Annotated in this window: 14 protein-coding genes; 5 read left to right on the plus strand and 9 right to left on the minus strand. The window is 66.2% G+C overall.

The genetic code is table 11. The annotated features are described in order from the left end of the window. Window positions 1–39 precede the first annotated feature (39 nt). From BO1_RS28945 to BO1_RS28975, 7 genes are all read right to left on the minus strand, one after another. Window positions 40–1,725: a purple acid phosphatase family protein gene (locus BO1_RS28945; RefSeq protein WP_028220540.1), complete on the minus strand. Its 1,686-nt coding sequence runs from the start codon at window positions 1,723–1,725 to the stop codon at window positions 40–42. A 247-nt stretch (window positions 1,726–1,972) separates the two neighbouring features. After that, complete coding sequence (locus BO1_RS53165; protein ID WP_043287057.1) at window positions 1,973–3,445, minus strand: efflux transporter outer membrane subunit; 1,473 nt, start codon at window positions 3,443–3,445, stop codon at window positions 1,973–1,975. A 73-nt stretch (window positions 3,446–3,518) separates the two neighbouring features. Next, on the minus strand, window positions 3,519–4,790 hold the full coding sequence (locus BO1_RS53170) for an efflux RND transporter periplasmic adaptor subunit (RefSeq protein ID WP_043287010.1): 1,272 nt from the start codon (window positions 4,788–4,790) through the stop codon (window positions 3,519–3,521). Beyond that, window positions 4,780–8,058 (minus strand): efflux RND transporter permease subunit, encoded by a 3,279-nt coding sequence (locus BO1_RS53175; protein WP_043287013.1) that lies wholly within the window; start codon window positions 8,056–8,058, stop codon window positions 4,780–4,782. The genes BO1_RS53170 and BO1_RS53175 overlap by 11 nt, the downstream gene beginning before the upstream one ends. Window positions 8,059–8,307: 249 nt before the next feature. Further along, window positions 8,308–8,982: a response regulator transcription factor gene (locus tag BO1_RS28965; RefSeq protein ID WP_028220541.1), complete on the minus strand. Its 675-nt coding sequence runs from the start codon at window positions 8,980–8,982 to the stop codon at window positions 8,308–8,310. A gap of 74 nt (window positions 8,983–9,056) precedes the next feature. Continuing rightward, complete coding sequence (locus BO1_RS53180; protein ID WP_043287016.1) at window positions 9,057–10,004, minus strand: LysR family transcriptional regulator; 948 nt, start codon at window positions 10,002–10,004, stop codon at window positions 9,057–9,059. A gap of 206 nt (window positions 10,005–10,210) precedes the next feature. Further along, window positions 10,211–10,603 (minus strand): hypothetical protein, encoded by a 393-nt coding sequence (locus BO1_RS28975; protein ID WP_028220542.1) that lies wholly within the window; start codon window positions 10,601–10,603, stop codon window positions 10,211–10,213. Between the two features lie 531 nt (window positions 10,604–11,134). Here BO1_RS28975 and BO1_RS53185 point away from each other — a divergent pair. Next, window positions 11,135–12,265 carry an HPP family protein gene (locus tag BO1_RS53185; protein WP_043287020.1) on the plus strand — a complete coding sequence of 377 codons (1,131 nt, stop codon included), beginning with the start codon at window positions 11,135–11,137 and terminating at the stop codon, window positions 12,263–12,265. 29 nt (window positions 12,266–12,294) lie between these two features. On the opposite strand, the gene BO1_RS28985 is transcribed toward BO1_RS53185, so the two are convergent. Next, the gene (locus BO1_RS28985) at window positions 12,295–13,290 is read right to left on the minus strand and encodes an alpha/beta fold hydrolase (protein ID WP_028220543.1); all 996 of its coding nucleotides are present in this window, start codon (window positions 13,288–13,290) and stop codon (window positions 12,295–12,297) included. A gap of 97 nt (window positions 13,291–13,387) precedes the next feature. Then, window positions 13,388–14,389 (minus strand): alpha/beta hydrolase family protein, encoded by a 1,002-nt coding sequence (locus BO1_RS53190; RefSeq protein WP_043287024.1) that lies wholly within the window; start codon window positions 14,387–14,389, stop codon window positions 13,388–13,390. A 132-nt stretch (window positions 14,390–14,521) separates the two neighbouring features. Between BO1_RS53190 and BO1_RS28995 the strand changes: the two genes are divergently transcribed. The 4 genes from BO1_RS28995 to BO1_RS53195 all read left to right on the plus strand — a co-directional run bounded on the left by BO1_RS28995 (window position 14,522) and on the right by BO1_RS53195 (window position 19,669). Further along, complete coding sequence (locus BO1_RS28995) at window positions 14,522–15,454, plus strand: LysR substrate-binding domain-containing protein (RefSeq protein WP_028220544.1); 933 nt, start codon at window positions 14,522–14,524, stop codon at window positions 15,452–15,454. Window positions 15,455–15,626: 172 nt separating this feature from the next. Then, window positions 15,627–16,856 (plus strand): MFS transporter, encoded by a 1,230-nt coding sequence (locus tag BO1_RS29000; protein WP_028220545.1) that lies wholly within the window; start codon window positions 15,627–15,629, stop codon window positions 16,854–16,856. 290 nt (window positions 16,857–17,146) lie between these two features. Further along, window positions 17,147–17,677 carry a histidine phosphatase family protein gene (locus tag BO1_RS29010; RefSeq protein ID WP_245643928.1) on the plus strand — a complete coding sequence of 177 codons (531 nt, stop codon included), beginning with the start codon at window positions 17,147–17,149 and terminating at the stop codon, window positions 17,675–17,677. A 186-nt stretch (window positions 17,678–17,863) separates the two neighbouring features. Then, window positions 17,864–19,669, plus strand: coding sequence for a phospholipase D-like domain-containing protein (locus tag BO1_RS53195; protein ID WP_052409632.1), 1,806 nt, complete (start codon window positions 17,864–17,866; stop codon window positions 19,667–19,669). Window positions 19,670–19,678 lie beyond the last annotated feature (9 nt).

Raw genomic sequence — 19,678 nt, forward strand, 5'->3', positions numbered from 1 at the left:
ACCAGGCCAAGGCGCTTATAGCTGCGCCTCGCCAGACGCTCATTTGCGCGACTTCGCGAGCGTGACCGTCTCGAAGAGCTCGTAGTTCGGCGTGGGCGTCTGGTCGGCGCCCGGCGCGTGGTAGTAGTTCATCGTGATGGTCGTTTTGCCGCCGTGCTCGCCCGGCTCCACGTCGAACACGGCGATCCCATAACCGGTACCCGTATCGCGTTGCGCGGACCAGATCGCGTCTTCGAGCGCGTCGGCGCCCGCGCGCACATAAGTCCCCGGCGTCGTGCCAGGCACGGGCCGGTTCGGCTTCGTGAACACCTTTGCCTGCGGATTGCCGTTGCCGACATCCACGCCGTAGACGTCGAGCGGCGCGCTCGTGCCGCCGCCGCCGAGTATCAGGTGGATCGTGCCGTGGCTCGTATCGAACGTACTGGCGCCTGCCTGCGCGTTCGCCGCGGGCTTCGGCTGCAGCGTATCGACGGGCGTGCCCGTGGCCGCATCCACGCCCGCGTGATGATTGCAGCCGCGCACCGGATAGCTGCGCTCATAGTCGTGGTCGTGGCCGCACACCACGAGGTCCACGCCGTAGCGGTCGAAGAGCGGCAGCCACGCCTCGCGGATGCCCTTGTCCGAGCCATTGCCCGTCTTCGAGGAGCTCAGCGCGTCCTGATGCATCTGCACGACGATCCAGTCGATGTCGTCGTCCTGCGAGGCGTGGCGCAGCGTCTTTTCGAGCCAGCGCGTCTGCTCGCCGTTGCTGTAGCCGCGCACGTAGAACGACGAGCCCGCCGCGATGGGCGCGTTGCCCGTGCTGGCCGCGGGCACGAGCGGCGCGGGGCCGGCCACGAACGCGGCGGCGTCCTGGTACACGACGTCGTCGGCGTCGAGCGAGACGAACAGCACGTTGCTCACGCGGAAGCTGTACCAGCGGCCCGCGAAGCGCGTGCCGTTCTCGGGCAGCGTATAGCGCGTGAGATACGATTCGAGCCCTTGCGGGCCGTTGTAGAACTCGATTTCATGGTTGCCGGGGCAGGGCATCCATGGACGGTTCGACGACGAGCTCTGGTTGTTGTTCGCGAAGTCGCGCCACACGTCGGTCTGATGCGCGGGGTTCAGGTTCGCGTAGCAGAGGTCGCCGTTGAGCAAATGGAACAGCGGCTGGAAGCGCTCGACGGCCTCCACGGCGAAGCGGCTTTGCGGCGACGAAAGCACCCATCCGGTATTGGGCGTGGCGAGGTCGCCGTAGCTCGTGAAGCGAAACGGCTTGCGTCCGTGCGGCGCGGTGGTGAAGCTCGCGCTGAACGGGCTGCCCGCGTGGCTGTCGTTGTCGGCGGTGACTTCGTAGCGATAGGTCGTGTCGGCGTGCAGGCCGGAGAGGCGTGCGTGATACGTGAACACGACGACGCCCGTGAGGCCGTCCGTATAGGTGCGCTGAACCGCGTTCACGACTTCGCGGCGGCCACGGTCTGCACTGTAGGTCACGCGCGGATGCGTGGCGGCCGCAAGCGATGCCCACGAGACCACGACTTCGCTGCGCGGGTCTGCGCCCCAGGTGAGGTGGATCTGCTCGGGCGTGCCGTCGGGCGTGGCCGTGCCGGCCTTCGCCACGCCGGTGAGCGCAGCGGCTGCGCCTGCCGCGCCCGCGAAGCCGGAGGCGCCGGCGAGCTTGAGGAAGCCGCGGCGCGAGACGCCCGCGGTGGTGTCGTTGGTGGCGGGAGTGTTCTTCTTCGTCATGTCGAATCGCCTCGTGACTGCCAGGCATGCGCAAGCACGCACGGCGCGCCGCAAGCGTTGCAGGATGGGTGTAGGCGAAACGATGGCTTCCTTACATGACCCTGCGATGACATGGATGCCGCAAGCCTGGCCCCTGAAAATACACGCGAAGAAAAAACGGCGCCCGGCACGCGCGTAATGCGTGTGCCGGGCGCCGTGCGGGGCGATTCAGGCGATTCAGGCACGCCATCGTGGCGCGCAGGTTACCTTATGACGTTGCCGCTGCCTTTGTGTTTGTCGCTGCGGTGTCCGTTTGCGGTGCTGCCGTGGTTCCTGCGGCCTTTGCAGCCGCTGCCGTGTCGTCGCCGAGCTGCCGGGTGCTCCAGCCGCCACCGATCGCCTGGATGAGGCCCACGGTGGCGTCGAGGCGCCGCGTGTCCAACTCCAGCGAGGCGATCTGCGTGGAAAGCTCGGTGGTCTGCGCGGTCACCACGTCGAGATAGCTGACCACGCCGTCGCGATACTGCGACATCGAGAGCGTGAGCGTGCGCTGTGCCGCCGTGAGCGCCTCGTCTTCGCGCTGTGCCTCGTCGCCCAGATGATGCAGCAGCGCGAGGTTGTCCTCGACCTGCTGGAACGCGTTGAGCACGGTGGCCTTGTAGTCGGCGCCATTCTCGGCGAGCTTCGCGCGCGCGCCGCGCACGATCGCTTCGCGGCGGCCACCGTCGAAGATCGTCATCATCAGTTCGGGGCCGATCGACCACATCTCATTGGGCGCGGCAATCCACGGCGAGAACGTGTCGCTCTGGTAGCCGCCGTCCAGACCCAATGAGAGGTCCGGGAAGAACGCGGCCTTCGCCACGCCGATTTCCGAGTTGGCGGCGGCCACGCGGCGCTCGGCGGCGGCGATGTCGGGACGCCGCTGCAGCAGTGCGGAGGGCAGCCCCGCAGGCAGGTTCGGCAGATGCGGGCGGATCGTGTCGGGCGCGACATTGAATTCCGACGCGGGCACGCCGATGAGCGTGGCGATCGCGTGCTCGTAGAGCGCGCGGCGCGCGCTCACATCGTCATAGGAGGCCTGTGCGGCGGCGAGCTGGTTCTGCGCACGCGAAACGTCGAGCGACGAGGCGATGCCGCCGCGATGGCGGCTCTCGGTCAGTTCGAGCGCGCGCTTGTAGGTGGCGATCGTGTCGGTCAACAGTTTGGATTGCTGATCGAGCCCGAGCAGGTTGAACCAGGTCGTGGCGAGCTTTGCCTGCAGGCTCAGTTGCAGCGAGGCGAGATCGGCTTCGCTCGCTACGCTCGACGCCTCGTTCGCCTTCACCTCGTTGCGTACCTTGCCCCACAGGTCGAGGTCGTAGCCGATCCCCACGTCGAGCGTGTTCGAGTCGTAGACGTTGGGCTGGCCGCTGCCACGCAGCGGACGCAGCGCCGATTGCCGCTCGCGGTCGACCTGGGCGTCGAGGCCCACGGTGGGCAACAGCGCGGAGCGGGCTCGCGCGGTGAGCGCATCGGCTTCGTCGTGACGCGCGAGCGCGGCGGCGACGTTCGGATTGGCCTTGGCCACCTGGGGCTCGAGCTGGTCGAGCATAGGATCCTTGAACACCTTCCACCAGCCGTCGCGCGGCAACTGATCGGCCGGGCGCGCGAGCTGCCAGTCGCCGGCCTCCTTGAAGTGCGTGGGGATGGCCGCAGCCGGTGCGTGATACGTGGGTGCGAACGAGCAGGCGTTGAGCAGCATGGCGGCGGCGATTGCCGTGAGGCCTACGCGCACACGCCACCGCCCGCCCGCGCGCGAACGTTGAGCAAACCGCTTAGCCATGCGCACGCTCCGGATTCTGCGCGGGACTGGCCGAGGCCGTTTTCGTTGCCGCGTGCGTGGGCGTGCTTGCTGACGCGTTGGCCACTGCTGCGTGGGGCGCGTTCGTCGCGGCGGTGGCCGCGAGCCGGATCACGTCGCCGTTCGTGAGCGAATCGGGCGGATTGTCGATCACGGGCTCGCCCGCTTTCAGGCCTTCGGTGATTTCCACGCGCGTGCCGAGATCGGTGCCGATCGTCACGTCGTGCAACTGCACACGATGGTCGGGACCGGCCACCGCGACCTGCATGCCGTGCGAGCGGAAGATCAGCGCGCTCGCGGGCACGAAGAGCGCGTGTGCGTCGCCGGGCAGGTTGAGATGCACCTCCGTGTACTCGCCCGGGAACAGCAGCCCCGCTTTGTTGTCGACGGCGAGCTGCACGAGCATCGTGCCCGAGGCCTGCGAAATCGACTGGTCGGTGTCCACGAGCTTCGCGTCGAACGTCATGCCGGGCCGCTCGGGCACCGTGAGCGTGGCGTGCATGCCGGGCTTGATCGAGGCGGCGTCGCTTTGCGGCACGCTCACGTAGACGCGCAGCTGGCTCGCGTCGGAGACCGTGAAGAGCTCGGGGCCGCTGCCGCTGCCCGCATCGATGAGCGCGCCCACGTCGGTCTTGCGCGCCGTGACCACGCCGTCGAACGGCGCCGTGAGGCGCTTGAACGATTCGAGCGCTTCGAGGCGGCGCACGTTCGCCTCGTTGGCCTCCATGGTCGCCTGCTTGGCGATCAGGTCCGAGGTCTTTTCGTCGGCGTCCTGCTGCGAGACCGAGTCCTGCTTGAGCATCTCGGTCCAGCGCTTCGCGGTGGTGGCCGCGAGCTTCTCGTTGGCAATCGAGTTCTGCAGATCGGCGCGCGCCTGCTGCAATTGCTGGTCGAGATCGGGCGTGTCGATCACGGCGAGCAGCTGGCCCGCTTTCACATGCGTGCCGATATCGGCATACCACGCATGCAGATAGCCGGAGACGCGCGCGTAAATGGGCGCGTTGATATAGGCGGCGAGGTGCCCCGGCAGCACGAGCGGCTGCGAAGCGGGCGTGGGCTCGGGCATGACCGTGGCGACGGTGGGCACGGCCTGGGCGTCGGTCCAGGACGTCAGTTCCTGATGCGCATGCACGCGGCTGAAGAGACCGCCGGAGACGATGCCGGTGGCGACCAGCAGCGCCACGGCGGCGACGGCCTTCAGGTGGCGAAGCGCTTGCGGCGGGGCGATGTCGACTTCAGTAGACATGGGATTCTTCCTCAAGGGCAAGTTGATCCGGATGATGGGAATCGCTGGGCGTGGCCTGGCCGTCGGCGTCGTCTTGACCGCCACGGCCGTCGCGGCGATGCACGAGGCTGAACACCACGGGCACGAACAGGAGCGTGGCGCAGGTCGCGCAGATCAGGCCGCCGATCACGGCGCGGCCAAGCGGTGCGTTCTGCTCGCCGCCGTCGCCGAGACCGAGCGCCATCGGCGCCATGCCGATGATCATGGCGAGCGCGGTCATGAGCACCGGGCGAAAGCGCGTGAAGCCCGCTTCGAGCGCGGCGCGCATGGCGTCGCCGGTGACCGCGAGGCGCTCTCTCGCGAACGAGACCACCAGAATGGCGTTCGCGGTGGCCACACCCATGCAGAGAATCGCGCCGGTGAGCGCCGGCACCGAGAGCGGTGTGTGCGTGGTGAACAGCATCCATACGATGCCCGCGAGCGCGGCGGGTAGCGCGCACACGATCACGAACGCGTCGGCCCACGAGTGGAAGTTCACGACGATCAGCAGATAGATGAGCAGCACCGCACCCGCGAGACCGAGCAGCAGGCCCGTGAACGCGGTGTTCATGGTCTGCACCTGGCCGCGCATCGTGACCGTGGAGCCCTTGGGCACGTCCTTCGCGGTGGCGTGGATGGCCTTCTGGATCTGCGAGGACACCGAACCCAGGTCGGCGCCTTGCGTGGTCGCGTAGATGTCGAAGAGCGGCTCGATGTTGTAGTGCGAGATCACGGCGTCGCTCACGCCGCGCGTGATGGTGGCGATGCCGCCGAGAATCTGCGAGGCGCCGCTCTTGTCCGTGACCGGCAGGTTCTGCAGGTCGGAGAGCGTGGACATGCGGTACTGCGGTGTCTGCGCGACGATCGGATACGACACGCCGTTCTTCGGATTGAGCCAGAACGTGGGCGACACCTGGCTCGTGCCCGAGAGGGTGGCCACCACGGAATTGGTGACGTCCTGCTCGGTGATGCCGAGCTCGTCGGCGCGCGAGCGGTCCACGGCCACGGAAAACTGCGGATACGTCGAGGCTTGCTGGATGCGCGGATCGGCAATGCCCGGGATCTTGCTCACGCGGTGCAGCAGTTCGTTGGCGTACTGCTGGTTCGCGCGCATGTTCGGGCCGCTCACCTGCACGTCGATGGGCGCGGGCGCGCCGAAGTTCAGGATCTGGCTCACGATGTCCGCCGGCAGGAACGAGAACGTCGTGCCCGGGAACAGACGCGGCAGTTGCGTGCGCAGCGCCTTCACGTACTGCGCCGTGGGCGCGTGGTCCTTGGCGAGCGAAATCATGATGTCGCCGTCTTGAGGCCCGATCGTGCCGCTGTTGTTGTACGTGAGGTTGATGCCGCTATTGGGCAGGCCGATGTTGTCGATGATGCTCGTGAGCTGATCGGCGGGAATCGCCTCGCGCACGGTGTCTTCGATATGGTCGAACAGGTCGGCGGTATCCTCCACGCGCGTGCCGATGGGCGCGCGCACGTGAATCTCGATCTCGCCCGAATCGATATTCGGGAAGAAGTTGCGGCCAAGGAAGGGCACGAGCGCGAACGACGCCATCACGATGACGAGGAAGCCCACGATAAAGCGCTTGCGATGCATGAGCGCGAGGCCGAGCACGGCGCGATAGCCGGCACGCACGCGCTCGAAGCGCGCCTCGAAGCCGCGTTGAAAGCGCACGAGCGGGTTGCGCGAACGCACGACGTGATCGTGTGCGCCGTGCGGCGCCATCAGCGCGGCGAGTTCGCCCGACGCATGCCCCTGCGAGGCGTGCGGCTTGAGCAGATAGCCCGCCATCATCGGCACGAAGGTGCGCGAGAGAATGAACGAGGCGATCATCGCGAAGATCACGGCCTCGGCCATCGGCACGAACAGGAAGCGCGCAATGCCGTCGAGCAGCAGCATCGGCACGAACACGATGCAGATACAGAGCAGCGAAACCAGCGCCGGCATGACGATCTGCGCGGCGCCGTCGAGAATCGCGCTTCTCACGTCCTTGCCCTGCTCGAGGTGCCAGTTGATGTTCTCGATGGTGACGGTCGCGTCGTCGACGAGGATACCCACCGCGAGCGCAAGGCCGCCCAGCGTCATCACGTTCAAGGTTTCGCCGCACGCGGCCAGCCCCGCGATGGCGGCAAGCACGGCGAGCGGAATCGAAGCCGCGATGATGAGCGTCGAGCGCCAGCTGCCGAGGAACAGCAGGATCATGGCCGAGGTGAGCGCGGCGGCGATGATGCCTTCGCGCGCGACGCCGCTCACGGCCGCTTTCACGAACACGGATTGATCGGAGAGCGGCACGAGCTTCAGGCTAGGCGGCAGCGACTGCTCGATGAGCGGCAGCTTCGCCTTCACGCCCGAGACGATGTCGAGCGTGGAGGCCGAGCCGTTCTTCAGGATCGACATGAGCACGGCGCGATGGCCATCCACGCGCACGATGTTCGTTTGCGGGGGATTGCCGTCGCGCACGTGGGCGACGTCGCGCATATAGATCACGGCGCCGTTCACGGTCTTGATCGGCAGGTCGTTGATCGACGCGATCGAGCGCGGGCTGTTGTTCAGCGTGATGTTGTACTCGAAGCGGCCGATCTTCTGCGTGCCTGCCGGAATGATCTGGTTCTGCTGCGCGAGCGCGTCCGCGACGTCTTGCGGCGAGAGCTTTTTCGCCTGCAGCGCCTGCGGGTCGAGGTCGATCTGCACCTCGCGCACCTTGCCGCCGTACGGCGTGGGAATGGCCACGCCCGGCACCGAAAGCAGTTGCGGACGGATGAAGTTGGCCGCGTAGTCGTCAAGCTGTTGCTCGTTGAGCTTGTTGCTCGTGAGCGCGAGCTGCAGCACCGGCACCGTGGACGCGTTGTAGTTGAGGATCTGCGGCGGCGTGGTGCCGGGCGGCATCTGCTTGAGCACGGTCTGCGAGACCGAGGTCACCTGCGCCGTGGCCGTGCGGATATCCACGTCCGGCTGGAAAAAGATCTTCACGATGCCGTAGCCACGGAACGATTGCGACTCGATGTGGGCAACGTCGTTGACGGTCGTGCCCAGCGTGCGCTCGTAATAGGTGACGATACGGCCCGACATATCGTCGGGCGAAAGATTCGCGTAGTTCCAGACGACGCTGATAACGGGAATGCGGATATCCGGAAAGATATCGGTGGGCGTGCGTAACGCAGCGAGCGGGCCCGCGATCAGGATCAGGAGGGCCAGCACGATGAACGTGTACGGACGGTTCAAGGCCAGCCGGACGATTTTCAACATCAGAAGGGGCTCCGTTCAGAACATCGGCGCCGGTTCCCGCGGCGTACTGGTGCGCCGGTGTGGCGCGAAAATAAAGCCTGAAAAGTACGGGAGAACATTCGGGAAACCGACGCCGGTATTGTGGCCGGCGCGGTCTAACGTCCAGCAACCAGGCAGATGAAACAAGTTTTAGTCTGCAGCGGGATTTTTTAACAAAAAGGACTACGAAGTGACAAAGGGGAACCTTTGCTTGCAAACGTCTCGGATAGGTCAGCCGAGCAGATAGCCCGAGCCGCGTATCGTGCGGATCAGCGACGGCTGGCCCGGCGTATCGACGCGGTTGCGCAGGCGCCCCACGTGCACGTCCACGAGGTTGGTGCCGGGGTCGAACCGGCCGCCCCAGACGCCTTCGAAAATCATCGTGCGGGTGAGCACCTGGCCCGCGTGGCGCATCATGAATTCCAGCACGCGCAACTCGGTGGGCCGCAGCCGCAGGACCGTATCGCGGCAGGTGAGCTTGCGCTTGACGAGGTCGAGTTCGAGCGGCCCCACGCGCAGCACGGTTTCCGCGGCCACGGGGCGCGTGCGGCGCCGCACGAGCGCCTCGACGCGTGCCGACATTTCGTCGATGGAGAAGGGCCGCGTGAGATAGTCGTCGCAGCCGGCGCGCAGGCCCTGGATGCGCTCTTCCACGCCGGTGGTCGAGCTCATGACGATCACGGGCGTTTCGATGCCCACGCCGCGCATGGTGGTGACGATGGTGAGGCCGTCGAGATCGGGCAGGCGCCGCTCGAGCGCGACGACGTCATAGTCGCCGGCCATCACCATGGCGATGCCCTCGCGGCCGGAGCGGGCAACGTCCACGGTAAAGCCGGTCGAGGCGAGCGTGGGGACGACGCTTTGCTCCGTGGCGGCGTCGTCTTCGATGGTCAGTATTCTGGGCATGGCCTTCCAGGTGTCTTGACGGTGAAACAAAGATCTAGCGTGTCATGCGACATGCGCGTCATGCGACATGCGCGTCACGCGACGGCGCGCAGCGCGACCGGCGCGCTGTGCGCGCCATTGACCGCATGCGCGGAATGCGCGCGGAACTGCTCGACGGCGAAGTCGATGAAGCTGCGCACTTTCATCGTGAGGTAGTTGCGGCCGGAGTACACGATCGAGACGTGCTGCATGCCGCCGTTCACGTCGAAGGTGTTGAGCACGGGCAGCAAGGTGCCGCGCGCGATGTCGTCGGCCACGAGCGGGAGCGGCAGGAGCGCGATGCCCATGTCGGTGAGCGCCGCGGCGCGCACGGTGGCGTAGCCGCTCGCGGTGAGCGGGCCGTTCGCGTTCACGCGCTGCAGGCCTTCGGCGTTGGCGAATTCCCAGTTGCGCGGCGAGTCGGAGACGGCGAGCAAATCGTGCTGCGCGAGATCGGCGGGCGTGCGCGGCACGCCTTTGCGCGCGAGGTAGCCAGGCGCGGCCACGACGATCTCCTTCACCGAAGTGAGCTTGCGGCTCACGAGCGAAGCGTTCACCTGCTGGCGGTCGGTGGCGAAGGACACGTCGAAGCCGCCCTCGATCATGTCGATATGGCTGTCGTAGGCGGTGACGTCGAAGTCCACGCGCGGGTTGACGTCGCGGTACGCGCCCAGCAACGCGGTGAGCGCGCCGCTCGCGAAAACCGAAGGCGCCGCGATCCGCAGCACGCCGCTCGGGTCGCGCGTGGCGCGCACGAGTTCGGACTCCACTTCGTCGAGCTTCTCGATCACGGCCCGGCAGCCGTCCAGGTAAAGACGGCCGGCCTCGGTCAGCGAGAGGCTGCGCGTGGAGCGGTTCAACAGGCGCATGTTCAGATGCGCTTCGAGCATGCCGACGCTGCGCGTGACGGCGGCGGCGGACATGCCGAGCTGCTTGCCCGCGAGGCTGAAGCTGCTCAGGTCGACGACACGCGTGAAGACGCGCATGGCTTGTAGCTGGTTCATGTGACGAGTCCGTGCCGGTGAGGGCGAAAAGCTCAGGGCCGCGCGCAAGACGCCCTGAAGGGAAGGGACGAGCGGGCGCGGCGCACGCTTTTCGCGTGACGCGCTGGCCCGCTCCGCGCTTGCGCGCGAGCCTGAATTCACGAGTGGAGCGCTTGCTGGGCGCCCGGCGCCGGGTGCCGGCGCTTCAAGTGGCCGGGTTCGGTGGCCTAGTTGGGCAACGCGTGCACCGGCAGGTGGTGCGCCTCGCGTTTCGCGGCAGCTTCATGCGCGCTCAACGCTTCCTTGAGGCGATGGATGCTCTCGGTGGGAATCGCGAAGCCGGCCCAGCCGAGGCCGGTATGGCGCAGGAATACCACTGCGCCGTCGAACAGCGGATTGCGCTCGGTGTACCAGCACGGGTCGATTTCGAGCACGTATTGATGCGTGCGCAGGGGCTGCTCGGGCACGGCGGGGCGCATGGTTGCGCGCAGCTTGCCGAGCTCTTCGATGAGCGCGTCCACCTCGAGCGCGTCGAGCAGTGCGGCGTGCCCGTCGACGTTCACGCGCACCGCGTGCTCGCCATATTCGTTGATGAGTTCGACCGACATCGGCTTGTGCATGTTACGTTCCTCGCAATGCTGAAACTGGAGGGAATTATCGGTTCCGGACCGGCATCGGTGTTTTAAGTTGGCGCTCACTCAACATGAAAACTAATTTAGAAAATCGCGAGGCGCGTGTGCAATTGCGTGACAAGCTGCGAGGCGGGGCTTCTGTAACAGGCCATGCACACGCGTTGTTTCATGACATCGATGTCATGTGCCGCTCCCACGCGGCGCGTGAATCGCCCGTGGCTGACAAGTCGGTTTCATTGCTGGAATTGAATGACTCACCAGCCGATTATTGCTCGGGAGGTCGAGAATACAATCCAATCAGGAATGCGAATGAAAATATCGGAGCCAGGATGCTTTGCTCAAGGGCAGGGTGCCAAGAAAGATGCATACAGAATGAATTATATATGAGCGAAGAATTCTCAATTGTTGTTCCTGGAAGCGCCTGGGTAACCTCAACGGACGCAAATCGCCTGAGGCGCTGCGCGGGCCTGCGGCAAGGGCTCGCGCGGCGCGCAGTCCACCCCAAACGCGCCGACGCCCATGCCCCGCCTCGCACTCCACGACTGGTTGACGAATTTCATCCCGCATCCCGGCGCGCCCGAGTGGCGCGAGCGCATGCGTCGCGCCGTGGGCGCTTTGCTCGGCATCGCGTTCACGGGGATCGCCACGCATCTGCTGTTCGGCAGCGCGGGCGACATTCCGATGCTCGTCGCGCCCATGGGGGCCTCGGCCGTGCTGTTGTTCGGCGCATCCGAAAGCCCGCTCGCGCAGCCGTGGTCCATCTTGGGGGGTAATCTCGTTTCGGCGGTAGTCGGTGTGGCCTGCGCGCAGTGGATTTCGACGCCCGTGCTCTCCGCCGCCGTGGCGGTCGCGCTTGCAATCAGCGCGATGTTCCTGTGCCGCTGCGTGCATCCGCCTTCGGGCGCCGTCGCGTTGACCGCCGTGCTCGGCGGGCCGGCGGTGCATGCGCTCGGCTTTCGCTTCGTGGCGGTGCCCATCGTGTTCCAGTCGTTAGCCTTGCTGAGCGCGGCGCTGGTCTTCCATGCGCTCACGGGGCACCGGTATCCGCGCGCCGCCTGGCGATCGGCTGCGCAGGCGAGCGCAGCGGCTGGGACATCGGGTGCAGCGGTGCGGTCGGTGCAACGGTCGAACGTGGGTGCCGACCCGCAGCGCTTGTCGGCCGATGCGTTCGATGCGCTCACGTGCGAGGAATTCATGTCGAGCGCGGATCACGCCGTGCCGTTTACGATGGGCAGGCATGCCGCGTGGGAGACGCTGTGCCGTCATGGCGTCCATGCGTTGCCGGTGGTGGATGGCGCGCATCGCCTCGTGGGCACGGTGACGCATCACGAACTGGCGAACGGGCGGCGAGCGGGATTCGCGCGCGGGCTATGGCGCGGGTTGTGGCGCGGGTTGTGGCGCAAGACCGTGCAAGTGGAGGAGACGGTCGAAGCCGTCATGGCATCGGGTGTTCAGGCGGCGCACCGCGCCACGCCGCTCGCCCACCTCGCGTCGATCTTTGCCGATCACGCATGCTACGAAATACCGGTCCTCGACGACACGCGGCGGCTGATCGGTGTGGTGAAGCACTCGGACATGATCCGCTGGCTTCACCAGCATGCGGGTGCCGCATATGGGGATGCGGGCCGGTCGCTCGCCGGCGCGCGCTGAGTGCGCCCGGGCCGCGCTTCAAGGCCGTTTCAAGCGCTGTCGCGCTGCACGGCCGGATCGCGGAGGAACTCGAGCAGCAACGCGTTGACTTCGTCCGGCCGCTCCTGTTGAATCCAGTGGCCGGCTTCTGGTATGAGCACCTTCTTCGTAAGACGCGGCACGTTGCTCTCCAGACGCTCGTAGGCCTTCGCCGTCATATGAATGACGCCGTCGACTTCACCCGCGACAAACAGCGTGGGTTGAAGGATGCGCGCGCCGTCCAGAAATGGCGTGAGCGCCCAGTTGCGGTCGAGATTGCGATACCAGTCGACCGTGCCGCGAAACCCGCTCTTCGTGAACTGCGCGGCAAAAACGTCGAGATCGGCTGCCGCTAGCCACGCCGGCAGCGTGTCGGGATACGCAAGGCTGTCGACAAAGCGCGCGTTCTTGTCGAAGCCGATGAAACCCTTGTGCCGATGTTCAGGATGACGCCGGCTTTCACCCGCCGCCGTGTAGTAGATGCCGAGCAGCGAGCGGCGGATATCTTCTTCCAGCTCGCGTTCGACCCGGCCCGGCTGCTGGAAGTACTCCTGATAAAAATGCTTGTCGACGGCGCTCGTCTGCAGATGCACAGCCGGGCGAATGCGTCCGCGTGGCAAGTAGGGCACGCTGAGGAGCGCCAGCGCGCGGAACATGTCGGGCCGCAGCAACGCGGCGGTGGCCACGACGATCGAGCCCCAGTCGTGGCCGACGAGAATCGCCTGCGTTTCGCCGAGCGCGTTGACGAGTCCGACCAGGTCGCCCGTCAGGTTGGCGATGTCGTACGAAGCCGTTTCGAGCGGCGCTTCCGTGTCTGCGTAGCCGCGCTGGTCGGGGGCGACCACGCGGTAGCCGGCGGCGGCGATCGCTTCGATTTGATGGCGCCATGAGTACCAGGACTCCGGCCAGCCATGACAGAGCAGCACGAGCGGCCCCTCGCCATACTCGACGTAGTGCATGCGAATGCCGTTGGTGTATGCGTAGCGGTGCTCGAATGAGGTGTTCATGGGGTCCTCGGAGGGCGCGGGATCGACGTGAGCCGGTGATTTGCGAGTATAGGCGGATCGGGCACGCCGGGTCGTCCGTACGCGTCAGGGCGGTACCTCAGCCGAGTACGCGGCTCGAAGAAACGATGGCGCCGGGTGTCGACGGCCCGAGCTGGCCGGTGCGCAGCCAGCCGAGTGCGATTGGCCACAGGCCGGTTTCGAAGCGGCTGTGGAAGAACGCGAAATGGCCGATGCTTCCGGCACCGATCGCCGCGGGCGCAATCCGCAGATGGAGGGTGTCGCTGTGGGTGAAATAGCCGAGCAGCCGCTCGATGGCGGCAACCGTGCCGAATGCGTCGTCGGTCACGCTTGCCGCGAGGATCGGTGCATGCAGCGCCGAGAAGCGGCTCGCGAGCGCTTGCCGTTGTGCCACCCCGCGCGCGATGGGCGCATGCCGATACGTATCCTCGAAGCGTGCGCGGCTGCGGCTCCACGCAAGCGCGACGCCACGCGGCGTGTCCTCCATCCAGCCCAGCCGGCCGGCGGGAAAATAGCCGTAGAGCCTCGTGAGCGCGGGCATGACCACGTGCCATTTCCATAGCATCGCGGGCCTGCTGCGCCGCGCGTAGTCGCGCCAGTGCGCGTACTGCGCTCCCATTGTGAACACGCGGCGGATCAGGGTGTTCGACGGCGCGAGCCCGATCACGAAGCCGCCGATGCTGTGCCCGACCACGTCGATCGGCTGGCCCGCGAAGGCCTTATGCGCGTAGCGCAGCACCGCCTCGAAATCGCGCTCGCCCCAGTCGAGCCAACTGGCGTCGAGCGCCGCGAGTTTTGCGGGCCGCGATTCGCCGATGCCACGATAGTCGTAGACGATCACATCCCAGCCGTGCCGATGCAACCAGGCGGCAAAGCGGAAATAGTAGCGGCAGCGTACCGAGGTCGCCGCGTTGACGATAACAACAGGGCGTGGCGCGCCGTGAGCAGGCGGTTTGCGATGGCGCCAGACGAAGCCGCCAAGGGGATAGCCATCGTCGGCCGTTAGCGTGACCGGCTGGGGCTCCAATGGTTCGCATTCCTGGGCGGCAGCCGGTGGCTGTTCGGCGGTGTGCGTATGCATAGGTCTCGTGAGTGGATTGCGCCTTGCGCAGAGCGCCGCAAACCGTTCGCGCGATGGCTCTGCACTGCATTTCACTTGACCTTGGCGATGGGCTCAATCAATCTTCTTGCATCGCTCGCATGAGGAAGGCGCATGTCAGTCCCGCTCGTCAAACTTCCGTCGCTCGATTTCATTCGCGGCTTCGTCGCGGTCGGGCGCCGCATGAGCATCACGCTCGCCGCCGATGACCTGTGCCTCACGCAGTCCGCGGTCAGCCGCCAGATCAACGCCCTCGAAACGATGCTGGGCGTGCGTCTGCTCAATCGCGGCTATCGCTCGATCTCGTTCACGCCCGAAGGCGAGCGCCTCTTTCGCGCCGCCGAAGGCGCGGTCCAGCAATTGCAGGAAGTGGTGGACGCGCTCATGCAGCCCGGTGCGCGCCAGCCCGTGACGATTACGGCGAGCCTCGGCGTGGCGGGGCTGTGGCTGCTGCCGCGCCTGGGCGCCCTGCAGCAGCGGCACCCCGACATCGACCTGCGGGTGGCGGCGACGGACAAGGTGCTCGACCTGCGCGCCGAAGGCATCGACCTCGCGGTGCGCTACGCGAGCGCGAGCGGCGCGCCGCCTATGGCGCACCGGCTCTACGAGGAATTCGTCGTTCCCGTGGCGCATCCGTCGCTCAGCATCGCCGTGCTCGACGCCGCCACGCTCGCGCGTCACGTATTGCTCGAATTCGACGGCCCGCGCCGTCCGATGTTGCGCTGGCCCGATCATCTGCACGAGCTCGGCCTCGAGGAACAGCAGGCGCGCGGTGTTCTGCGCTTCAACCACTACGACCAGGTGATCCAGGCAGCGCTCGCGGGGCGCGGCATCGCACTCGGCCGCCTCGCGCTCGTCGGGCCGATGCTGGCTGACGGTCGGCTCGTCGCGGTTGGCGAGACGGGGCCGCGGCGCCCGACCGGCTACGCCTACTGGTTGTGCCAGGCCGATGAGGCGCCGCGTGCGGACGTGGCCGCGGTCGTCGAATGGATGCTGGACGAAGCGCGCTCGGACGCCGCCGGCACAACCTCATCCGTTACGGCCTGAGCCGCCCAGTCTGCCGCTGCGGGTCGCTCGCATGCGTGTGGCGCATGCGAAAGCCGCCAAAAACTCACTTGAGCGCTGCTGGCCGCACGCGCTTTACTGCGCACATGGCGGCTCAGTTTGCCAGGCGTGCGCGGCACGCCGGACGGGCCGCGCCCGACAAAGGAGTGCGGCGGTGACATCAACCGATGAGGCATGGCGGCGGCGCTGGCTGCTGGTGGTCGCGGGCGGCATCGTGATGGGGGCGGCACTGGGTGTGCGCAACGTGCAGGGACTCTTCCTGCTGCCGGTGACGCTCGACCGGGGCTGGTCGCGCGAAACGTTCGGTTTCGCGCTCGCGTTGCAGAACCTGCTGTGGGGCTTCGCCCAGCCGCTCACCGGCATGATTGCCGACCGCTATGGCTCGGCGCGCGTGATCTTCGCGGGCATGCTGCTCTATGCGCTCGGCCTCGCCATCATGGCGCACGCGGCTACGGTCGGCGTTTATACGCTCGGCGTAGGCGTGCTGGTGGGCATCGCGCTTTCGGGCACGGCGTTCGGCGCCGTGTATGGCGCACTCTCGCGCCTGTTTCCGGCAGAGCGGAGAAGTTGGGCGCTAGGGATGGCCGGGATGATCGGCGGATTCGGGCAGTTCTGCATGGTGCCGTTCGCGCAAGACATGATCGGCTCGATCGGCTGGGCGGCAGCCATTGGCGTGCTGGCCGCCGTGATGCTTGCGATCGCGCCGCTTGCCGCGTGGCTGCGCGACCGGCCGGCAGCGCACGGCAGCGAGGCCGGCGCAAGCGAAACCGTGCGCGCCGCCGTGAAGGAGGCGCTCTCGCATCGTGGCTTCTGGCTTCTCAATCTCGGCTTCTTTTCGTGCGGATTCCAGCTCGCCTTCATCGGCACGCACATGCCCGCATGGCTGCTCGATAGAGGCATGAGCGCGCGTCAGGCCAGCATGGCGCTCGCAATCATCGCGCTGGCCAATACGGTCGGCACCTTCCTGTGCGGCTATGCGGGCGGATTCTTGCGCCGCAAATATCTGCTTTCGGGCATCTACTTCGTGCGCGCCGGCGCGATGGCGCTGTTCGTGACGTTGCCGCTCACGCCCGCGAGTCTTTACGTTTTTGCGTTCGTCATGGGTCTCACCTGGCTTGGCACCGTGCCGCTCACGAACGGGCTGGTTTCGCAGGTGTTCGGCGTGCGTTACATCGCAACGCTGTTCGGCTTCGTGTTCTTCGGGCACCAGCTCGGCGGGTTTTTCGGTGTGTGGCTCGGTGCAGTGGTATACGACGCTACGCATTCCTACGCGATGCTCTGGCACGGCTCGATCGCGCTCGGCATGATTTCGGGGCTGCTGCACTTGCCGATCGACGACCGGCGTGTCGATCGCGTCGCCATGCAGGGCGTGCAGGCCGCGTGAGCGCGAATCGGCAGCGTGGCCGCGCGGGCGCACGGCACGTAAGCGCGGTGCGCACGATCGCCGCGACGGCAGCATGCGCAGCCCTGGCGGCGCTGGCGATGTTCGCGTTTTGGGGGTATCTCACGCCTTCCGCGTTGCTGGCCTTGCTTTCCGGCCTGACGTTTTGCGGGTGAACGGCGCCAGGCATCCGAAACCCTCGACGCCCAAACGGGTCAAACACGGACGTTGACGCCGGGTATGAGCATTGCGCCCGTGCGCGCGCACAAAGGATGCCATCCGAGAGGGCGAGAATGAACGGAAGAACCTACCCGAAAACCATCTTTATCATCCGGCACGCGGAAAAGCCCGGCAGTCCCGCTTCGGATTCGCAGCACGACGGTATCCATCTTTCGACGCGCGGATACGAACGCGCAGCGGCGCTGGCGCCGTATTTTCCCGCCACGTTTCTCAAGCCGCACGCGCTGTTCGCGGCAGCCGCGTCGAAGCACAGCGATCGTCCAGTCGAAACCATTACGCCGCTTGCTCAAGCCTTGAAGCTCGACATCAAGGCCGATATCGCGGATGCGGACTATGCCACGCTCGCCAACAAGATCCTTTCAGACGGTAAATATGAAGGAAAGGTGTTGCTGATCTGTTGGCATCACGGCCATATTCCCGCGCTCACGCAGAGTCTCGGTGGGCAGCCGCCGCAGGATCCTTGGCCCGAACAGGCTTTCGACCGCGTCTGGCAACTGGACTATCCTCCCGGCGGCACGCAGGCCTCGGATCTGCCCGTCCGCAAGCTTGCGCAGCGACTCCTGTTCGGCGATCAGCCGGACTGAGCAAACGTTCATATCCGCACGAGCCGCGTAGCGCCTTGGCATGACGATGGCGTGACATTCGTCTCATTGCGCGACCTTGAAACACAACGCAAACCCGCGCGGCACCGTGCCGATGCTGCATGCGATCATGTGAGCGCAAAGCCCGGCGAGATGCCGCGCAATGGACTACCCCCAGGAGCGAAACCGATGACGATCGAGTTGCGATGCCATGCCAACTGCAACGACGTATTTCTGGCGTGGCGGGTGACGAGCCCAGCAGACGGCGCGATAGCGGGTTGCCTGGGGTTCGCAATCGAGGTGAAGGACGCAAGCGGCAAGATCGAGGCCATTTCGAATCTCAAGGGTTTCGAGCAGGACAAGCCGACGACCGGCGAGACCAGGCCCAGCATCGAATGGCCGCTGCAAACCTACACCTGGACCGCGCATTCGATTCTGGTCGGCACGCGGGTCTCGTTCCGCGTCACGGCAATGACAGGCTCGCCCGGCGCGCTACAGCGCGGCGATTCGAGCGGCTGGTCGGATTGGGTGGTGCTCTCGCCGCAGGCGGATGCGGGTACGGCGGCCTTCTTCAATCGCGGCATGATTCTGTCGCAGTTCGTCGCGCGGTACGCGAAGGAACACAATCTCACCACGGTGCCCGAGCTCAAGCGCAACTTGACGAGCGTTGTCGGCGGGCCGCTCATGCAGTTCCTGACCGGCGAATTGGGCAAGGCCATTCGCGGGATCCTGCAGCGTGCACAACAGGACACGTCCATCGAGCTGTATTGCGCGCTCTTCGAGCTGGATCTCGACGACCTGATCGAAGGGTTGATTGCCGTCGGCGAGCGCGCGCACGTCATTCTTGCTAACGGCTCGGTCAAGCACGCCGGCGAGGACGAGAACCAGGCCGCGGCGGCCCGGCTCGCCGGCAAAGTCGACTTGCACCGGCGCATGACGGCGCCCGAGGCGCTGGCTCACAACAAGTTCGTCGTGGTCTGCGAGAACGGCAAGCCGACGGGCGTCTGGACGGGCAGCACGAACTGGACGCTCACGGGCCTGCATACGCAGGTCAACAACGGCATTGCCGTGCAGAACGTCGCGCTAGCCGCGTTCTATTTCGACCACTGGCACGAGCTGGCCGCGGCGGGAAACACCTTCCCGGCTTCGCTCGTGAGCGGCGACGCCACAGTGCACGGCCCGATCCCGCTCGCCGGTGCGGACAACGGTGCGGATAACGGCGCGACCACTGGCGCGAAGCAACGTGCGAACCTCGCGAGCCCACCGGCCGCGCGCGTCTGGTTTACGCCGATCAAATCGCAGAAGGGCGGCTCGGGCGGCCCCGACATTGCCAATCTGATCGACCTCGTGAATGCCGCCCAGCAAGGCATTCTCTTCGTGATGTTCATGCCGGGCCAGGAGCCGCTCGATTCGATCATCAAGATGCAGAAGAAGGGGATTTACGTTCGCGGCGTCGTCAGCACGCTGCCTCTGGGCAAGCAGAACGACCGCTCAGCGACATTCCAGCTGCTCACCTCTTCGGATTTCAAGCAGTACTCCTACGATATCGTTCAACCGCAGGGCGTGAGCCCCGTGGGCGATTTTCTCGCGACGTTCACGCGGCAGGAATTTCTGAGCGGCATGGGGTATGCCATCACGCATTCGAAAGTGATCGTGATCGATCCGTTTGGCGCGCGGCCCGTGGTGGTGACGGGCTCGCACAATCTCTCCGCCACGGCGAGCCGCAAGAACGACGAGAACCTGCTGATCCTCGAGAACTGTCCAGAGCTTGCCCGCGCCTATGCGGTGAACTGCATGAGCGTCTACGCGCATTATCGCTGGCCCGCGTATCAGCACGACATGGCCACGCGGGCCACGGCGGGCAGGCAGGGGAGCAAGCAAGCGGCCACGGCAGCCGACTGGCTCGATACCACGGGCGCGTGGCAGGCGCGGCGCGAGCAGGCGTCCACGCAGGCCGACCTCAAGTTCTGGCTGGAGGGCACCGCGTCAGCGTAATGAAGTAGG

This window comes from Paraburkholderia oxyphila NBRC 105797, from assembly GCF_000685075.1.
Lineage (GTDB): Bacteria > Pseudomonadota > Gammaproteobacteria > Burkholderiales > Burkholderiaceae > Paraburkholderia > Paraburkholderia oxyphila.

Excerpts from the sequence above, each read along its gene's own strand:
- BO1_RS53175 (WP_043287013.1), bottom strand. The coding sequence starts at position 8,058 with ATGTTGAAAATCGTCCGGCTGGCCTTGAACCGTCCGTACACGTTCATC.
- BO1_RS29010 (WP_245643928.1), top strand. The coding sequence starts at position 17,147 with ATGAACGGAAGAACCTACCCGAAAACCATCTTTATCATCCGGCACGCG.
- BO1_RS53165 (WP_043287057.1), bottom strand. The coding sequence starts at position 3,445 with ATGCTGCTCAACGCCTGCTCGTTCGCACCCACGTATCACGCACCGGCT.
- BO1_RS53185 (WP_043287020.1), top strand. The coding sequence starts at position 11,135 with ATGCCCCGCCTCGCACTCCACGACTGGTTGACGAATTTCATCCCGCAT.
- BO1_RS53195 (WP_052409632.1), top strand. The coding sequence starts at position 17,864 with ATGACGATCGAGTTGCGATGCCATGCCAACTGCAACGACGTATTTCTG.
- BO1_RS28975 (WP_028220542.1), bottom strand. The coding sequence starts at position 10,603 with ATGCACAAGCCGATGTCGGTCGAACTCATCAACGAATATGGCGAGCAC.
- BO1_RS53190 (WP_043287024.1), bottom strand. The coding sequence starts at position 14,389 with ATGCATACGCACACCGCCGAACAGCCACCGGCTGCCGCCCAGGAATGC.
- BO1_RS53170 (WP_043287010.1), bottom strand. The coding sequence starts at position 4,790 with ATGTCTACTGAAGTCGACATCGCCCCGCCGCAAGCGCTTCGCCACCTG.
- BO1_RS53180 (WP_043287016.1), bottom strand. The coding sequence starts at position 10,004 with ATGAACCAGCTACAAGCCATGCGCGTCTTCACGCGTGTCGTCGACCTG.
- BO1_RS28965 (WP_028220541.1), bottom strand. The coding sequence starts at position 8,982 with ATGCCCAGAATACTGACCATCGAAGACGACGCCGCCACGGAGCAAAGC.
- BO1_RS28985 (WP_028220543.1), bottom strand. The coding sequence starts at position 13,290 with ATGAACACCTCATTCGAGCACCGCTACGCATACACCAACGGCATTCGC.
- BO1_RS28995 (WP_028220544.1), top strand. The coding sequence starts at position 14,522 with ATGTCAGTCCCGCTCGTCAAACTTCCGTCGCTCGATTTCATTCGCGGC.
- BO1_RS28945 (WP_028220540.1), bottom strand. The coding sequence starts at position 1,725 with ATGACGAAGAAGAACACTCCCGCCACCAACGACACCACCGCGGGCGTC.